Annotated in this window: 15 protein-coding genes, 1 other RNA gene and 1 pseudogene; 4 read left to right on the top strand and 13 right to left on the bottom strand. The window is 61.0% G+C overall.

The genetic code is table 11. The features are described 5' to 3' along the window. Positions 1–32 precede the first annotated feature (32 nt). The 4 genes and pseudogenes from arsA to E5E97_RS13680 all read right to left on the bottom strand — a co-directional run bounded on the left by arsA (position 33) and on the right by E5E97_RS13680 (position 3,083). Positions 33–1,831, bottom strand: a pseudogene (arsA, locus tag E5E97_RS13695) (arsenical pump-driving ATPase). Positions 1,832–1,899: 68 nt separating this feature from the next. Further along, a complete protein-coding gene (gene arsD, locus E5E97_RS13690; protein ID WP_166464393.1) occupies positions 1,900–2,328 on the bottom strand; it encodes an arsenite efflux transporter metallochaperone ArsD in 429 nt (142 codons plus the stop codon). A gap of 3 nt (positions 2,329–2,331) precedes the next feature. Further along, positions 2,332–2,700 (bottom strand): helix-turn-helix transcriptional regulator, encoded by a 369-nt coding sequence (locus E5E97_RS13685; protein WP_049049137.1) that lies wholly within the window; start codon positions 2,698–2,700, stop codon positions 2,332–2,334. Between the two features lie 86 nt (positions 2,701–2,786). After that, positions 2,787–3,083, bottom strand: a complete 297-nt coding sequence (locus E5E97_RS13680) for a helix-turn-helix transcriptional regulator (protein ID WP_011705611.1) — start codon at positions 3,081–3,083, stop codon at positions 2,787–2,789. A gap of 106 nt (positions 3,084–3,189) precedes the next feature. Between E5E97_RS13680 and E5E97_RS13675 the strand changes: the two genes are divergently transcribed. Continuing rightward, positions 3,190–4,263, top strand: coding sequence for a permease (locus E5E97_RS13675; protein ID WP_171280434.1), 1,074 nt, complete (start codon positions 3,190–3,192; stop codon positions 4,261–4,263). Between the two features lie 115 nt (positions 4,264–4,378). Here the strand turns inward: E5E97_RS13675 and gcvP are convergent, their stop codons facing one another. The 6 genes from gcvP to E5E97_RS13645 form a co-directional block, all read right to left on the bottom strand. Further along, a complete protein-coding gene (gcvP, locus tag E5E97_RS13670) occupies positions 4,379–7,255 on the bottom strand; it encodes an aminomethyl-transferring glycine dehydrogenase (RefSeq protein WP_171280433.1) in 2,877 nt (958 codons plus the stop codon). Positions 7,256–7,507: 252 nt separating this feature from the next. After that, the gene (gene gcvH / locus E5E97_RS13665; RefSeq protein ID WP_010634317.1) at positions 7,508–7,897 is read right to left on the bottom strand and encodes a glycine cleavage system protein GcvH; all 390 of its coding nucleotides are present in this window, start codon (positions 7,895–7,897) and stop codon (positions 7,508–7,510) included. Between the two features lie 105 nt (positions 7,898–8,002). Next, positions 8,003–9,100: a glycine cleavage system aminomethyltransferase GcvT gene (gene gcvT, locus E5E97_RS13660; protein WP_043161877.1), complete on the bottom strand. Its 1,098-nt coding sequence runs from the start codon at positions 9,098–9,100 to the stop codon at positions 8,003–8,005. 478 nt (positions 9,101–9,578) lie between these two features. Continuing rightward, positions 9,579–10,814 (bottom strand): FAD-dependent 2-octaprenylphenol hydroxylase, encoded by a 1,236-nt coding sequence (locus tag E5E97_RS13655; protein ID WP_171280432.1) that lies wholly within the window; start codon positions 10,812–10,814, stop codon positions 9,579–9,581. Positions 10,815–10,903: 89 nt separating this feature from the next. Continuing rightward, complete coding sequence (ubiH, locus tag E5E97_RS13650; protein ID WP_171280431.1) at positions 10,904–12,121, bottom strand: 2-octaprenyl-6-methoxyphenyl hydroxylase; 1,218 nt, start codon at positions 12,119–12,121, stop codon at positions 10,904–10,906. Between the two features lie 183 nt (positions 12,122–12,304). Beyond that, positions 12,305–12,874 carry a UPF0149 family protein gene (locus E5E97_RS13645; protein WP_011705605.1) on the bottom strand — a complete coding sequence of 190 codons (570 nt, stop codon included), beginning with the start codon at positions 12,872–12,874 and terminating at the stop codon, positions 12,305–12,307. A 173-nt stretch (positions 12,875–13,047) separates the two neighbouring features. Between E5E97_RS13645 and zapA the strand changes: the two genes are divergently transcribed. Both zapA and ssrS read left to right on the top strand, forming a co-directional pair. Continuing rightward, positions 13,048–13,380: a cell division protein ZapA gene (gene zapA / locus E5E97_RS13640; RefSeq protein ID WP_016350376.1), complete on the top strand. Its 333-nt coding sequence runs from the start codon at positions 13,048–13,050 to the stop codon at positions 13,378–13,380. Positions 13,381–13,396: 16 nt separating this feature from the next. Next, positions 13,397–13,579: non-coding RNA, 6S RNA (gene ssrS, locus E5E97_RS13635), on the top strand. 165 nt (positions 13,580–13,744) lie between these two features. Here ssrS and emrD read toward each other — a convergent pair. From emrD to E5E97_RS13620, 3 genes are all read right to left on the bottom strand, one after another. Further along, the gene (emrD, locus tag E5E97_RS13630) at positions 13,745–14,944 is read right to left on the bottom strand and encodes a multidrug efflux MFS transporter EmrD (RefSeq protein WP_016350375.1); all 1,200 of its coding nucleotides are present in this window, start codon (positions 14,942–14,944) and stop codon (positions 13,745–13,747) included. A 250-nt stretch (positions 14,945–15,194) separates the two neighbouring features. Then, complete coding sequence (locus E5E97_RS13625; protein WP_011705602.1) at positions 15,195–15,857, bottom strand: glutathione S-transferase family protein; 663 nt, start codon at positions 15,855–15,857, stop codon at positions 15,195–15,197. Positions 15,858–16,048: 191 nt separating this feature from the next. Continuing rightward, positions 16,049–16,504 (bottom strand): hypothetical protein, encoded by a 456-nt coding sequence (locus tag E5E97_RS13620; RefSeq protein WP_171280430.1) that lies wholly within the window; start codon positions 16,502–16,504, stop codon positions 16,049–16,051. Positions 16,505–16,705: 201 nt separating this feature from the next. Here E5E97_RS13620 and suhB point away from each other — a divergent pair, with 201 nt between their 5' ends. Then, entirely contained in the window at positions 16,706–17,509 is an 804-nt protein-coding gene (gene suhB / locus E5E97_RS13615) for an inositol-1-monophosphatase (protein ID WP_016350372.1), read from the top strand. The last annotated feature ends 173 nt before the right edge of the window (positions 17,510–17,682 follow it).

The following is a 17,682-nucleotide window of genomic DNA, read 5'->3' as shown; positions in this document are numbered from 1 at the left end:
ATCAGAATTAAAGCTAGAGGGGGCTGATGCACTCACCCCGACTTGGGGATGGAGTGACATAAATCTTGCAGCGCTTTCACCCCCACCGGCTCGACAGCTTGCAAGGGCACCACGGCATAACGCTTCGCATGTTCCTGCTTGACCGCGTCGATATGGGGCTGCTGGCGATACGCTCGCTGGGCCAGCAATGGCGAGGTGACACGGGTCGGAGCCAACACGTGATTGACTACCCAGGCCCAGGGCTCGATACCGGCGCGGCGCAAGTCGGCTTGCAAGTTGGTCGCCTCCTGTACCGGAGTGGGTTCGGGCAGGGTGACGATCATCACCTTGGTCTGTTTCGGGTCTTGCAACTGCATCATGGGGGTGGTGAAGTGCATCCCCTTGCCCCCCATCTGACGGGCGATCTCGCGGTGATAGGCACCGGTCGCATCGAGCAGCAGCAGGGTATGGCCAGTGGGGGCGGTATCCATCACCACGAAGCGCTTGCCCGCCTCGCGAATGATCCGCGAGAAGGCCTGAAACACGGCGATCTCTTCGGTGCAGGGGGAACGCAAATCTTCTTCCAGCAGGGCGCGGCCCTGGGCATCCAGACTCGCCCCCTTGGTGGCCAGCACCTGGGCACGATAACGCTCGGTCTCGGCGTGAGGATCGATACGGCTGACCTCCAGGCTGGGCAAGGCGCCAGCCAGGGTCTCTCCCAGATGGGCAGCGGGATCTGAAGTGGTCAGGTGAACTGGCAGACCCCGGCTGGCGAGCTCTACCGCCACTGCCGCCGCCAATGTCGTTTTACCCACCCCACCCTTGCCCATCAGCATGATGAGCCCGTGACTATCAGTAGCAAGCTCATCGACCAGTTGCTTCAATCCGGGGTGCTGCTGGTTGCATGACTCGGCGGCACTGCATGCGATCTCATTAACCCCACTGACGGGGCTTGCACCGAGTAACTGGCGCAGGCTGTCCACGCCCACCAGATTGGTCGCCAACAGCGGCACGCTGTCTTGTGGCAAACTGGCCAGCAGCGCTGGCATATCAGCCATCGCCTGCTGCTCACGTTGCCATACGGCAGTCGCCAGGGGATCATCCGCCAGCTCGCTTTGGGGGAAGATGCCATTGATGACCAGTTGCTGATTGGCAAGGCCGATAGCGGCAAGTTCGTCATGGGTACGCGCCACTTCCCGCAGGGTCGAGGCTTGCGCCCGGGCCACCAGAATAAGCCGGGTTTTTCCGGCATTGGCAAGGGCCGCAACAGCCTCTGCGTATTGGCTGCGCTGTTTTTCCAGCCCGGCCAATGGCCCCAGACAGGAAGCATCGCCCTTGCCCTGCGCCAGAAATTCGCTCCATGCCCCCGGCAGTTGCAACAGACGGATGGTGTGACCGGTCGGCGCCGTGTCGAACACGATATGGTCGTATTCCCCCACCAGGCAGCTGTCGGTCAAGAGCGCGGTGAATTCGTCAAAGGCGGCGATCTCCGTGGTACAGGCACCGGAAAGCTGTTCTTCAATGCTGCGTACCACGCTCTCGGGCAGCTTGCCGCGCACCGGGCCAACGATACGTTCGCGATAAGCTTTTGCGGCCGCTTGCGGGTCAATCTCCAGTGCTGATAACCCACTGACTGCCGCGATGGCGGTAATGCTGTTGCCTATTTGGGTGTCGAACACCTGGCCTACGTTTGAAGCCGGATCCGTGCTGACCAGCAGTACCCGTTTGCCACTGTCACACAAGGCAACCGCACTGGCACATGCCAGCGATGTTTTACCCACCCCCCCTTGCCGGTGAAAAAGAGAAAGGGGGGCGCATCATTGAGAAACGAGTAGTTCAGCAACGGGGACATGAGAGACTCCTATCAGGAAGAACGGGGCAATTGACCGAGCAGAGAACTTGCCAGCCAGGCGATGGCGCCTAGCAGCAACCACTGCTGCCGGAGCAGCATCCACTCTTGACTATCCCTTTGATGGCACCGGCTTTGTTGGGCTCGGCTGCTGGCTGTTCAACTTCTTCGCCATCGACGTCAGCCGCTTTTGGTGACTCAAGTCCGGCATAACGCATCAATTCAGCGCGGCTGGGATAACGACCGGTGAGAACCACCTGGCCATCCACCAGGATCACAGGCAGCCCTTCTTCACCGGACAGTTCCAGGAAAGAAGCCACCGCCGGGGTTTCAGCAAAAACCAGAGGTTGTTGCGCCAAATTGAAGCGATATAGAGATCCCCCCTGCTGCTTGAGCCACTCGGCATCGCCAGCGAAGATCACCAGATTTTGGTCAATGTCTGTGCCACAGACGCCGCTGGAGCAGCACAGGGCCGGGTCAAAAACTTGTATCAGTCTCATGGTCTACTCCTTATTGCAGCATGGCTGCGCAGGCAATACATGGGGTGAGCAGCCAGACTCAGCCCTCATCACCCCGCAGGCTTCCGGATGACCGGCGCAGCACTCTTCGGTGAGATAACCGATCAAGTCGAGCATCAGGGGAATGTTGGCGCGATAGCGTAAAAAGCGCCCCTCCTGCTCCACCGAGAGCAAGCCCGCATGCAGCATGGCTTTCAGATGAAATGAAAGCGTGTTGGGAGCAATGTCGAGCTCGCTGGCCAACTGGCCGGCGACTTGCCCTTCCAGCCCGGCCTTGACCAACAGGCGCCATACATCGAGGCGGATGCCGGACGACAGAGACTCGAAGACTTTAGTAGCAATATCTTTATTCATGTGAACCTCTATCAATCATCTCATCATTACAACTATACAAGAACAGTTGAAATGATCAAGGCAGCTTGGTACTGCTGTGAATCTGTTCAGGTTGAGCGACCATTTACGCAACACTCTTCACGGAAAAACGCGATGATCTCTTCCAGCACGTCGTATTGAGAGACGCACAGCAGGGTGCGGCTCTCCCGGTTCTGCTTGACCAGACCAACCGAGACCAGCGCGGCAATGTGGTGGCTTAGGGTCGATGCGGGAATCGCGAGCTGCTTTTGCAAGTCTCCAACAGGCAAGCCTTGCTCCCCCGCTTTGACCAAATGCTTGAAAATGAACAAACGAGTCGGATGACCCAGCTCTTTCAATGCCTTGGCAACCTCTTCCAATTGCATAGCTCACTCCTCTCGAGAACGTATATTTCGATAATACCAGAAATATCTTGACCACCCCAATGATTCGATTATTTTGGAAATATAGTAAATCAAACAGGACATGAAGATGAATGACTGGTTAACCATGCTGACAGATGCATCTCAGATGTTTTTGTTCCTGGCCTTTGAGCTTTCTGTGCTGTTCCTGGTGATCAGTGCCGGGGTCAGCTTGATCCGCCAGAAGATACCTGACACCAAGATCCAGGCCATGCTGGGGGCACGAAAAGGCAGAGGCTATTTTATTTCAGCAGCACTTGGCGCTTTGACCCCTTTTTGCAGTTGCTCAACCATCCCTATGCTGCGCGGACTCTTGTCTGCCAAAGCCGGTTTTGGACCAACCCTGACCTTCCTGTTTGTCTCACCGCTGCTCAACCCCATCATCGTCGGCCTGATGTGGGCCACCTTCAGCTGGAAAGTGACGGTACTGTATGCCGTGATTGCAGCAGGCGTTTCAGTGCTGGCGAGTATGCTGCTGGACATGCTGGGTTTCGAGCGTCATGTCATTGACCCCAAAGAGGCCAAGCAAAGTAGCTGCGGCACCGGCTGTAGCACCACGACACAAGAACCTGCCAGTGTGGATGCAACAGCTTGCTGCTCAAGCAAGGCTATCAAGTCCATCAAACCGCTAAAAGCCCAGACATCTTGCTGTACCGTACAACCCGATGAGGCCGCACCAACTCTCTCTTGCTGCGCAGATGGCACTGCGGCACTGACTCAGGCTCCAGTCATTCCCACTGCCTTCGCCAAAGCGCGTCTCGATGCCTGGCAACAATTCAAAGACGTGTTTCCTTACTTGTTGCTGGGGGTGCTGATAGGGTCATTTATCTACGGTTTCATCCCCGCCGAATGGATAGCGGCCCACGCCGGGGCAGACAACCCGCTGGCGATCCCGTTCAGCGCAGTTGTGGGTATTCCGCTCTATATCCGGGCAGAAGCCGTTATCCCTCTGGCATCGGTATTGCTGGGCAAAGGAATGGGCATGGGAGCGGTGATGGCACTGGTTATCGGTAGCGCAGGAGCCAGCCTGACCGAGGTGATCCTGCTCAAGTCGATGTTCAGAACACCTATGATTCTTGCGTTCCTGACCGTCATACTGGGGATGGCCGTCATGATGGGCTACTTGACACAGTGGCTTCTCTAAAGAAGCCCTAGCACCCAATCGCTCACAACCGCTATAAGCGACACAAAAGAAAAATGCCCTGCGATTGCAGGGCATTGTTGGTTTCCAACTTGAATGGCCGTGAGCAGTGAGCCACTTACTTGGCGTAATCCTCGGTCGGAATGCAGGAGCAGAACAGGTTGCGATCGCCGTAAACGTCGTCGATGCGGTTGACCGACGGCCACAGCTTGGCGGCGCGCACGGCCTCCGACGGGAACACCGCCTCGGCGCGGCTGTAGCCACGGGACCACTCTGCATCCATCACGTCATCCTGGGTATGCGGCGCATGGACCAGCGGGTTGTCGGTGAGACTCCACTGCCCGTCCTGCACCTTGGCAATCTCGGCGCGAATGGCGGTCATGGCCTCGACGAAACGGTCCAGCTCGCGCTTGGATTCCGACTCGGTCGGCTCGACCATCAGGGTACCCGCTACCGGGAAGCTCATGGTCGGCGCGTGGAAGCCGTAGTCCATCAACCGCTTGGCCACGTCCATCTCGCTGATGCCGGAGGCTTCTTTGAGCGGGCGGATATCCAGGATGCACTCGTGAGCCACCCGACCGTTGCGGCCGGAATAGAGCACGGGGAAGGATTCACCCAGCTTCTTGGCCAGGTAGTTAGCGTTGAGGATGGCCACCTGAGTGGATTTCTTCAGCCCCTCGTCGCCCAGCATGGCGATGTACATCCAGCTGATGGGCAGGATGCTGGCCGAGCCGAACGGTGCCGCCGACACGGCGCCGTTGTTGCGGCTCTCCTTGTCGGTCTTGACCACGGCGTGACCGGCCACGAACGGCGCCAAGTGTTTCTTCACGCCGATGGGGCCCATGCCCGGGCCGCCACCGCCGTGAGGAATGGCGAAGGTCTTGTGCAGGTTGAGGTGGGATACGTCCGCCCCGATAAAACCCGGTGCAGTGAGGCCCACCTGGGCGTTCATGTTGGCGCCGTCCAGATAGACCTGACCACCGTGCTGGTGAACGATGTCGCACACCTCCTTGATGGTCTCCTCGTACACCCCGTGGGTGGAGGGGTAGGTCACCATCAGACAGGAGAGCTGATCCCCCGCCTCGGCGGCCTTGGCGCGCAGATCGTCCAGATCCACGTTGCCCGACTTGTCACAGGCGGTGACGATGACCCGCAGGCCCGCCATCTGGGCGGAAGCCGGGTTGGTACCGTGCGCGGACGCCGGAATGAGGCAGATATCGCGATGCCCCTCGCCGCGAGACTCGTGGTACTTCTTGATGGCGAGCAGGCCGGCGTATTCGCCCTGGGCACCGGAGTTGGGCTGCATGCAGACCGCATCGTAACCGGTCACCTTCACCAGCCAGTTTTCAAGATCGGCCAGCAGCAGCTGATAACCCTTGGCCTGGGCCAGCGGAGCGAACGGGTGCAGCTTGCCAAACTCGGGCCAGGTCACCGGGATCATCTCGGCGGTGGCGTTGAGCTTCATGGTGCAGGAGCCCAGGGAGATCATGGCGTAGTTGAGCGCCAGATCCTTGGCTTCGAGACGGTGGATGTAGCGCAACATCTCGGTCTCGGAGTGGTACTTGTTGAATACCTCATGGGTCAGCACGGCGTCGGTGCGCAGCAGATCCTGCGGGATGGCGTGATGGGCCTGGGCCGCCTGGTCGAGGGCCTCGATGTCCAGGCCGTGGCCTGCGCCCAGGAACAGTTCGAACAGCTCGGCCACATCGCCACGGGTGGTGGTTTCAGAGAGCGACACGCCCACCGCGCCGTCCAGATCCGCGCGCAGGTTGATGCCGAGATCTTCGGCCTTGGCAATGAGCGCGGCCTTGTCGGCAGTCTGCACGGTCAGGGTATCGAACCAGCTGGCATGCTTGAGGGACACGCCCTTGGCCTTGAGGCCGAGCGCCAGAATGGTGGTCAGACGGTGCACGCGGGAGGCGATGGTTTTCAGTCCCACCGGGCCGTGGTAGACGGCGTAGAAGCTCGCCATGTTGGCCAGCAGCACCTGAGCGGTACAGATGTTGGAGTTGGCCTTCTCGCGGCGGATGTGCTGCTCGCGGGTCTGCATCGCCATGCGCAGCGCGGCCTTGCCACGGGCATCCTTGGAGACGCCTATGATGCGGCCCGGCATGGAGCGCTTGTAGGCATCGCGAGTGGCAAAGAAGGCAGCGTGGGGGCCACCGTAGCCCATGGGCACGCCAAAGCGCTGGGCCGAGCCCAGCACCACGTCGGCCCCCAGCTCGCCCGGGGATTTGAGCAGCAGCAGGGAGAGCAGGTCGGCGCTGACACAGGCCAGCCCTTTCTGGGCCTGCACGGCGGCGATAAGCGCCCGCAGGTCTTTCACTTCACCCGTGGTGGTGGGGTACTGGAACAGGGCACCGAACACCTCTTCTGCGCAGGCCTGTGCGGCCGGGCCGACAGCCACGTCAAAACCGAAGTGGACCGCCCGCTCCTTGACCACGTCGATCACCTGCGGGTGCACGTCGTCGGCCACGAAGAAGAGGTTGGCTTTGGACTTGGCCATCCGCTTGGCCAGCGCCATCGCCTCGGCGGCGGCGGTTGCCTCATCCAGCAGGGAGGCACTGGCCAGATCCATGCCGGTCAAGTCCAGGGTCAGCTGCTGGAAGTTGAGCAGGGCTTCGAGACGGCCCTGCGCCAGCTCGGGCTGGTACGGGGTGTAGGCGGTATACCAGCCCGGATTTTCCAGCACGTTGCGCAGGATGACGTGGGGCACGTGGGTATCGTGATAACCCATGCCGATGTAGCTCTTGGCTACCTTGTTCTGGGCGGCATAGCCCTTGAGCTTGGCCAGTGCCTCCACCTCGGTCATGGAGGCGCCGATACCGAGCGGACCCGGCCGGCGAATGGCGGCGGGGACGGTCTGCTCAATCAGATCATCCAGGCTCTCGGCGCCCACCACGGCCAGCAGGGCGCGCAGATCTTCCTCACCCGGCCCGATGTGACGGCGGATGAAATCGGTTTTTTGCTCGAGTTCAAACAGTGACTGGGTCATTTCCCTATTCCTGATAAAAAGTCCTGATAACTAAGTGCCTGACAGCCAGCCTCGGCCGGCTTCACTCATGTTCGGCTGGCAGGGTGGCCCCTGCCGGCACCGGATGTCGCTCATAGCGACAGGGAGTCGTCTTGCGGCTGACCGGGTTGCCGCGGGCAAACCGGTGCGGACGACTTCACCCTCGCCGGTCGGCCTCCTGGCCGACGGGCACCTATACAAGCGGGCCCTGCGCATTGGCAGGGCCCGGGGACATTACTCTTCGTCCACCACGTTCTGGTAGCCTTCGGCATCCAGCAGGTTGGCGAGCTCGCCCGCGTCGTCCAGCTTGATGCGGAACAACCAGCCGGCACCGTAGGGGTCGGAGTTGACCAGCTCGGGGCTGCCTTCCAGCTCTTCGTTGACGGCCAGGATCTCGCCGCTCACCGGGCTGTAGATGTCAGAGGCGGCCTTGACCGACTCGGCCACGGCGCAGTCATCACCGGCACCAACCTGCTTGCCCACTTCCGGCAGATCGACGAACACCATGTCACCCAGCAGCTCCTGGGCGTGCTCGGTGATACCGACCACGGCCTCGCCGTTGGCTTCGACACGGATCCACTCGTGGGAGGTGGCATATTTCAGTTCGCTCGGGATATGGCTCATTTGTGCTTCCTTTATTCACTTGGATCACTTGTCCCGGCGCGTTCGACAGGCGTTGCCGGGGCAAGGGGGTCTGGCGAAGGGCAGCCCCTTCGCCGCAATGGGTCGTTACACCAGCTTCTGGCCGTTGCGCACGAAAGCCGGCTTGGTCACTTTGACGGTGACCAGCTTCTTGCGGATCTCCACCGAGGCCTGTTCGCCGATATCACGGGGCACCCGCGCCAACGCAATACTGTACCCCAGGGTGGGCGAGAAAGAGCCGGAGGTGATCACACCTTCCCGCTCTTCTCCAGCGGCGGTGGTGAAGGTGACCGGCATGCCACTGCGCAGCACGCCCTTCTCTTCCATCACCAGGCCCACCAGCTTGGGCTGGCTGCCTGCGGCTTTCTGGGCTTCCAGCGCGGCGCGGCCGATGAACTGGCGATCGCTCGGTTCCCAGGCAATGGTCCAGGCCATGTTGGCGGCAAGGGGAGAGACGGTTTCGTCCATGTCCTGGCCGTAGAGGTTCATGCCGGCCTCGAGGCGCAGGGTGTCACGGGCACCCAGGCCGCAGGGGGCCACGCCGTTGTCCAGCAGCGCCTGCCACAGATCGCACGCCTGCTCTTGCGGCACCACGATCTCGTAGCCGTCTTCACCGGTGTAGCCAGTGGTGGCAATGAAGAGCTCGCCGGCCTGCACGCCGAAGAAGGGCTTCATGCCTTCCACTGCGGCAACTTGCTCGGCGCTGAACACCTTGGCCGCCTTGGCTTTGGCGTTGGGGCCCTGCACCGCGATCATGGCGAGCTCAGGACGCTCGGTCACGGTCACCCCGAAGTCCTGGGCGTGGTGGCGGATCCAGGCCAGATCCTTCTCGCGGGTGGCGGAGTTGACCACCAGGCGGTAGAAGGTCTCGCCAAGGTAATAGGTAATGAGGTCATCGATAACACCGCCTTCCGGGGTCAGCATGCCGCTGTAGAGGGCCTTGCCGAAGACGGTGAGCTTGGCCACGTCGTTGGCCAGCAGGTGTTGCAGGAAGGCTTTGACCCGCTCGCCGGTCAAATCGACGATGGTCATGTGGGAGACGTCGAACATGCCGGCATCGGTGCGCACCTGATGGTGCTCTTCCAGCTGTGAGCCGTAATTGATGGGCATTTCCCAACCGTGGAAGTCCACCATCTTGGCGCCGGCTTCCAGGTGCTTGGGATGCAGTACTGTAGTCTGGATCATCGCTGTGTTTCCTTAAGCGTTCGCGACAACACTCACGCATCGCTCGCCCGGCAACCACCATCCGGCTATCTACCTGGGTGGCAGCAAGCGACGTGCCTGAGTCTGTGCTCGTTCCGGCCCCGCAGGGCAAGAGTGATTCCTTGAACGCAGCGGATTATAAGCCAAGCGGACGCGCATGCCGCTCAAAAAAAACTAATCCACCGCCAGTAAACAGACCCCAGACACTAAGGTAAAAACAGCGATAAAAACAGACCAAACCCGGTAATGGCGATATTAAGTTTCGATTTTTACCGTTTCGTCACAATTTGGAGAAAAACGTTTCGCCGACCGCCCAGATTAAAGGCTGATGCCCAAACCGGGTCATCAGCCTCATCACATTAGTTTTGTTGTGAAAACAGCCGGGTATTATTAGATTTTTTCACCCTTGGCCAGGGCGGGCAGCTCGCCTTCCAGCCCCATGGCGGTCCGGATCACCCTCTTACTTCGGCCGGGTCGGCAAATTGTTCCCCTTGGCCAAGGCCGGCAACTCACCCTCTAACCCCATGGCGGCCCGGATCACGCTTTGCTTGAGCGGCGTCAGCAGATCGAAGGCGCACAGCCCGGCCCCACGCACCAGCTTCTTGAGCGGATTGGCACCGGCGAACAGCCGCTTGAGCCCCTCCATCGCCGCCAGCATGCTGGCCGCCTCGCTCTTGCGCCAGCGCTCGTAGCCACGCAGGTTGGTGAGCAAACCGATGTCCTTGCCCGCCGCCTGATTGCGCAGGATCTGCTCGGCCAGCGCGGCGGCATCCAGCAGCCCCAGGTTGACCCCCTGCCCCGCCAGCGGGTGGATGGTGTGGGCGGCATCCCCCACCAACACCAGCCGCTCGCGGGCAAAGTCGCGGGCATAGCGGGCGGTGAGCGGGATGGCGCTGCGCGCCCCTTCCACCTTGCACAGCCCCAGCCGGCCGTCGAACGCGGTGGTGAGCTGGCGGTTGAACTGCTCTTCATCGCACTGACAGAGCGCCTCGGCCCGGGCCGCTGGCACCGACCAGACGATGGAGCAGAGATCCGGTTGCCACAGGGGCAGGAAGGCGAGCGGCCCCTCGGGGGTGAAGATCTGACGCGCTACCGCCTCGTGGGGCTCGGCACAGCGCACCGTCGCCACCAGCGCGTGATGGCCGTAATCCCAGCTGGTGAGCGGGATGTCGGCCTGCCGGCGCACCCAGGAGTGGGCGCCATCGGCCGCCACCACCAGCTTGGCCGACAGCGCGCGGCCATCTTCCAGCAGCAGCAGGGAGCCCGCCTCGCCGCTTTGCAGGCTGCTCGCCCGGGCCGGGCTCAGCAGCTGGATATTGTCGCCATCGAGAATCGCCTCCAGCAGCGCCAGCTGGATGACCCGGTTCTCGACGATGTGGCCGAGCTCGGGCTGGCGCAGGCTGGCGGCATCAAAGGCGATCCGGCCAAAGCTGTCCTGCTCCCACACCTCCATCTGCATGTAGGGCTGCAGGCGACGGGCCTCGATCCCGCGCCAGGCGCCCACCTGTTGCAGGATGCGCTGGCTGGCCAGACTCAGGGCACTGACCCGGTTGTCCGGCGCCTCATCCAGCTCGGAAGCCGGCAGCTGGCCCTCGATCACGGCGACCTTGAGCACACTTCCCTTGAGCGCGGCGGCGAGCCCCAGGCCCACCATGCCGCCCCCCACAATCACCACATCCACGTTTTGCATCTGCATCGTTCTATATCCTTTCAGGGCTGATCGCCGGGATCAGCGAGGGCACGCCCGAAGGCGCACCCGTTCAATACCCATGGCGTCACCTCGCCTCAGGGGCGGCACACATCGGCGACAAAGCCCAGGGTGCGGGAGGCCAGCGGCGCCTTGAGGCAGCTCAGCCGCCCCATCAGGGAGAGCGCCAGGTTGCGGCCAGCCACCAGCGGGTCATGATCATTGGAGAAGAGCTGGGCCAGCGAAGAGGTGAGCCAGACCGTCTGGGCCTGATCCCCCTTGCGCAGCTGCCAGTAGCCGCTGAGCACCTCAAAGCTGCCGATATCCTCCCCCGCCGCCAGCGCCCGGCCCACCGCCCGGGTGAGCAGGTCGAGATCGCGCATGCCGAGGTTGAACCCCTGACCGGCGATGGGATGCAGCAGATGGGCGGCATTGCCCACCAGCACGGTGCGCTGGGCCAGCGGGTAGTCGGCCACCGTCAGCACCAGCGGATAAACGTGGCGCTGGCCGGTTTGCAAGAAGCGGCCGAGGCGCCAGCCGAAGGCCTGCTGCAGGCGGGCCAGAAACGCAGAGTCATCGAGCGCCATCAAGGCCGGCGCCTCATCCCGTGCCACGCTCCAGACCAGGGAAGATAGCCCGTCCTGCATCGGCAGCAGGGCCAGCGGCCCCCCTTGGGTGAAACGCTCGAAAGCCCGTCCGGCCGGGTCTTCGGCGGTCTTGACGGTGGCGATGATGGCGCTCTGACCGTAGTCGTGACGACTTACCGCCAGCTTGCACTGCTGGCGCACGAAGGAGTTGCCGCCATCGGCCGCCACCAGCAGGCGGGTCTGATAACGCTCGCCGCTGGCCAGGGTCAGGTTTACCCCTTCCGCCAATGGCTCCACGCGCTCGAGCTGGGCCGGACACAGCATGCGGATCTGCGGGCAGGCGGCAATCGCCTGCTGCAACGCAATGCCCGCCGCCGACAGCTCGATCACCTGGCCAAGGGCTGGCAGGCCATACTCCGCCGCCGTCAAGCCGGCCTGGCCGAAGTGGCCCCGATCCGACACATGAATCTGGCTGATGGGGCTGCAATGGGGAGCAAAACGGGACCAGAGCGTGTGCCGGGCCAGCGCTTCGCAGGTGCCGGCGGAGAGCGCGATGGCGCGGGCATCGAAGCCGGGATGCACATTGAGCTCGGGGGCGCTCGCCTCCAGCAGCAGGATCTGCAGGGGTTTGGGCCCTGGCAGGGCCGCGAGGGAGAGCGCCAGCACGGCGCCGCTCATTCCACCACCGACGATGGCCACATCGACGTGGTTCAGATCAGATTGAGACATGAGATGAGGGGAAGGACTGAAAACGTGGGGTCATGCTAACACAAAGCGTGGGGTCGGGATGCGAAGCCACGGGCAAAAAAGCGCAGTCCCTGTCGTCACTTGCCTCATCACGGCGGGCCGGCGTGGGCAACATACAGATGTAAAAAGAGCGCCACCAGGCGCTCTTTTTAGGGTTCGACCGACTCAGTGCAGGGTCGGCGGCGTGCTCGGGGCATCCGGCCGCTTGCCGAACTCCTCAAAGCTCATCATCACCCCGAGGCGCACGTGCTCGTAGAGCACCAGGAAGGAGGCTTCGTTCTCTTCATCTTCCTGATCGAACTCGGCGGAGACCTGAGTGATGCTGGCAATGTCCTGGATCATCTCCTGCAGCTCTTCGGAAGCCTTGGAGAGCTCCTGTTGCACCACGCCGAAACCGGCCAGGAAGGCCTGGGACCAATCCACCAGCGAGTCGATGCGCTCGTCGAGCGGCGCTTCGTCGCTCGGCAACAGCAGCTCGACCCCTTTCTGGGCCATCAGGCTCTCGATCACCTGGTGATAGAGATCGGTCATCACCTGGCGCACCGGGGCCGGCAGACCGAAACCGTCGTTGACCAGATCATTGAAATGGGGCAGCCAGCTCTTGTCGTCCAGTGCCACACCACCGCACACCAGACCGCAGATCACGCCATGGGCCTCTACAGCCGTCGCCATCAGCTCATGCTGCTCCATCAGGTCGGCCACGGCCGCGTATTTCAGGGGGTTCGTTTTGCTCATCGAAGATCCGCTCAAAGTTCAGGCAAATATGCAGAATTAATGGTCAGGATCCTAGCATTCTCCCCCTTCCAGAGCCAGCAAGGCCTTGAAACTTCTGCATCTGCGCTATATAGTCCCGCCCAGTTGTCCACGTGGATAAAGGCGGAAATCAGCTCCGCCGTATTGAGGAAGGCATGAGCACAGAGGCCGTAGAAATCGTCATTTTGGGACGTCCCTACAAGGTATCCTGTCCCCTGGGACAGCAGGATGCCCTGCGCCAGGCCGCCGACCAGCTGACTGATAAACTCATCGAGCTGCGTCAACGCTCCAAGGTCTCCAGCAACGAACAGCTGGCGGTGATGGCAGCGCTCAATTTTTGCCATGAGCTCTGCCTTGAAAAAGAGAAAAATCACCAATACTCTGAGACCATGGACAAGCGGATCAAGATGCTGCAACGCACCATCGAAGCGGCCTTGATCGAGCACGGACAATATGGCGAATCCAGTGACGAAGGCCTGCAGCCCTAATCGTCCACCGTTTTAAAATTCCCTGGGGTGTTTGTCAGCCGGTTCAAGTCCCCGAGCCGATATTCATACCAAACAGGGGATCTGCCTTCTGGCTATTGCGCATGCTCGGCACGACCGAGAAGCCTGCGGTCAGATCCGATCCCCGCCTTGAACCGACGGTTCAAGGGCCCAAACCGGCAACGGCATCTCCGGGGTACCAACAGCAAAAAGCCCGTCACCAGCGTGACGGGCTTTTTCTTTATCTCCTGCGCCATCCACGCTCCCCTGCCGCCACCCCCCTTCGACACTCCCGCAGCACCAACCACACCAGAAGCGGCCCATAAAAAACCCGCCGGCTTGGGCGGGTCTTTTTTATGTGCTCGGCTCAAACAGCCATCTGTTGATGGGGTGAGCCATGATGGCGCAGCCAGAGGAAACTCAGCGCCACGATCAGTACCATCAGCGTCATGATGGCCCCCAGGGTCACCTGTCCTTCCATCGGGAAGCAGGCTGCCAGCAGCGTCACGATACCGGCCCCCAGGTTCTGCATGCCGCCGAGAATGGCACCGGCGGTGCCCGCCTGACCCGGGAAGGGTTCGATGGCACAAGAGGTAGCGGTCGGATAGAGGATGCCGCTGCCGATGAAGTAGACGGCGGCGCCGCCAACCAGGGAGGCCGCACTCACTACCCCGAACAGACCCGGCAGCAGGATGATCAGCGACCCCAGCGCCAGGAAGACGATGCCAAGGCGCATCAGCTTACCCTGACTCAGGCGAAAACTGAGCTTGGCAGAGAGCCAGGCACCGAACAGATAACCGGGCAGCGGCAGGACGAACAGCACGCTGACGGTACGGGCACTCAACTTGAGCACATCGCCGAGCAGCACGCCGGCCGCCGCCTCGAACACCGCCAGACCGGCAAAAGTCGCCATCAGGCAAAGCAGGTTGCCCTGAAAGCGCGGATTGCCGAGTACGTGGCGATAGGCGGCACCGACTCGCAGCGGCTGTTGGCGTGCGGTCGCCGGCAGCGTCTCAGCAAACCAGGCCAGCAGCGCCAGGGTCGTTACCGCACCGAAACCGAACAGGAACCAGTACCCGGCACGCCAGTTGAACAGCTCGGTCAACCAGCCGCCCAGCACCGGCGCCAACAGCGGGGAGAAGATCACCCCCATGCTCACCAGGCTGTTGGCCCGGTTGAGCTCGGCGCCGCTATAGCGATCGCGCATCACGGTCCGGCTCATGGCGCCACCCGCTCCGGTGCCCAGCCCCTGAATGAAGCTGCCCACCAGCAGCGCCATGAAGCTTGGGATCAACTGAATGGTCAGGGTGCCCACCAGAAACACCATCATGCCGATCAGCAGGATGGGGCGACGGCCGATGCGATCCGACAGCGGGCCGTAAACAAACTGGGAGAGCCCGTACGGGATCAGGTAACAGGCCATCACCGCCTGCAACTGGCCGGAGGCCACGTTGAAGTCCCCCGCCATCATGGGAATGGAGGGCACATACAGGGTCTGGGTCATCTGGCCCACAGCGACCATCAGAATGGTCAGAAAAAACAGCGGATAAAAACTGTGCCGATACATATCTCAGTCCCGAAAATCATCAAAAAGCTGCCGCACCCCTGGCAGAAACCTGCAGAGGGGATCCAAAAACACAGAGTCAATCAAAGGTGAAAATACAAGGCGGAGAACCCGCACCGGCCGGGAGCAGGACACTCCCTAGGCTTGCGGTGATCTTAGTGATTCAGATCACGAAAAACGAACGAATCTTTATAATCAGCTTTCCCTAGTTTTTCTAATGTGACGGGATTTTTAGTCCCGTCAGCAATAAAAATCAACGCGTTACCATCTGCTGGGCCTGTTTGACCAGATCCTCCGGCTTCTCGTTGCGCGGCGGTATGGTGATCCCCTTCTGGCAGGCGGGCTTCTCTGCCATCCGGTCCATCCAGGCTTGCAGATGCGGCAACCCCTCGATGGAGATGCCACTCCAGTCATGAATGCGCACCCAGGGCCAGGTAGCGATGTCGGCGATGCTGTACTCGTCGGCCAGATATTCGTGATGGGCCAGATGGCTGTCGAGCACCTCGAACAGACGGCGCCCCTCCTTCTGGTAGCGCTCGATGGCGGCCGGGATCTTCTCCGGGAAGTAGCGATAGAAGACGTTGGCCTGCCCCATCATGGGACCGACCCCGCCCATCTGGAACATCAGCCACTGGATAGCCTGGGAGCGGCGCTTGGGATCTGCCGGCAGCAACTTGCCCGCCTTCTCTGCCAGATAGAGGAGGATGGCGCCGGACTCGAACACGGCGAAGTCACCATTATCCCGATCGACGATGGCCGGGATACGACCGTTGGGGTTGATGGCCAGAAACTCGGGCTTCTTCTGATCCAGCGCCGACAGATCGAGCGGGATCACCCGATAGGGCAAACCCAGCTCTTCCAGGGCAATCGCCACCTTGAAGCCGTTGGGCGTAGCGGCGGTGTAAAAGTCGATCATCATGAACTCCTTGTGATTCACACATTGGTGCAAAGACGGCCACAGCCTCACTCATGCGAGACAACAACGGACACAGAGCGGATGCCGCACCGGCATTTGCTCCGGCGCCTGCATGGCAAAGCGGCACAATACTGGTCAGTTATGACAAATATTGTGCCGTTTGAACAGCCCGGACGCAGGGAGGAGCGTGACTAGTTGCACAGCCCCATGGGTTGGCGCTGGCGCAGCAGGATCAGGCGGGACAAAAGCGGGAAGTAGGACTCCAGTTTGCTCAGCAGCACCCGGCTGCAGGCGGGATCGGCGAGTTCCGGCTCTTCCAGCACGATGCCGTTTGAGACGAAGTAGAAGCGCGGGTCCCGCACGTCCGGCCCCTGAATGGTGAGAGTCGCATCGCCTTTGCGCATCAGCAGCGGCAACACCGGCAAGCCGAATGTATCGCTGTTACGCTGCCAGGCAAATTCCGGCCAGGCCGCGTCGCCATCGAGCAGCAAGATCGCCGCCTCTTCCTTGCCTGGCTGCCATTGGCAAGGCTGGGCAATGCTCACCTCGCTGAAGTAGTCGCCATATCCGGTCGATGCGCGCAAGGCAGCCAGCAGCCCCTGAGTAGTGATTGCCGACGGTTTTTGACTGACTAATGACAAATTCATGATCCACGTCCCTATGCTCAATGCAGCCTGTTATTCGGCTGCTGCCCATAAGACTAGACCAAAAGGAGCCTATATTGGAGCCGTCAGATCTGGCAGTCGCCAAGGCTGGGGGGATGGCGTATAACGGTTGCCATTCTCGCGAAGACTGGTATGATACCGCGTCCTTTTATTCCCCGTTCTTTAACATCCAGTGGTGAACCTATGCATCCGATGCTGAATATCGCCGTGCGCGCTGCGCGCAACGCCGGTCAAGTAGTAGTAAAAGCCTTTTCTCAACCCGAGAATATCGAGGTTATCCAGAAAGGCAGCAATGACTTCGTGACCAACGTTGACCGTGAAGCCGAAGCGGCCATCATTCACACCATCAAAAAATCTTACCCGGAACACAGCATCGTGGCTGAAGAGTCTGGTGAGATTACCGGTACCAATCCGGACTACCAATGGATCATTGACCCACTGGATGGCACGACCAACCTGGTCAAAGGCATTCCGCACTTTGCCGTCTCCATCGCCCTGCGCGTGAAGGGCAAGACTGAACAAGCCGTTGTTTACGATCCGATCCGTGACGAGCTGTTTACTGCTACCCGTGGTAGTGGTGCCCAGCTGAACGGTTATCGTATCCGTGTCGGCAAGGCCAAAGAGCTGGCCGGCACCATCCTGGCCACCGGTTTCCCGTTCAAGCAGAAGCACCATATCGAGCCGTACCTGAAGATGTTCCAGAGCATGTTCATCGAGTGTGCCGACATCCGTCGTGCCGGCTCTGCCGCGCTGGATCTGGCCTACGTGGCTGCCGGTCGTGTCGACGGTTTCTGGGAAATCGGCTTGAAGCCCTGGGATACCGCAGCCGGTGAGCTGCTGGCCAAAGAGGCCGGCGCCATCGTCACCGACTTCGTGGGTGGTCACAACTACGAAAACTCCGGCAACATCGTGGTTGCCAACCCGCGCGTTCTGAAAGAGATGCTCGGCAAGATCCGTGAGAACCTGCCGGAGTCCCTGGCCAAATAAGCCAGCCTCGCGCAGCACGCGTACCACAAACCCGGCCTAGGCCGGGTTTTTTTATGGCCGTCAGTAAGGGAAGCGTGCCAATCTGCGTCATATCCCCACACGTCATTGCCCTACCTATCTCATCGGTAGGACTGCATCCGTTGCCCAACCAAGGCGGCCTTTGTAGATGTCTC

This window comes from Aeromonas sp. 2692-1 (genome assembly GCF_013085505.1).
Taxonomy (GTDB): Bacteria; Pseudomonadota; Gammaproteobacteria; order Enterobacterales; family Aeromonadaceae; genus Aeromonas; species Aeromonas hydrophila.
The sequence above is the reverse complement of the archived record's forward strand: the minus strand, read 5'-3'. Positions and strand labels throughout refer to the sequence as shown.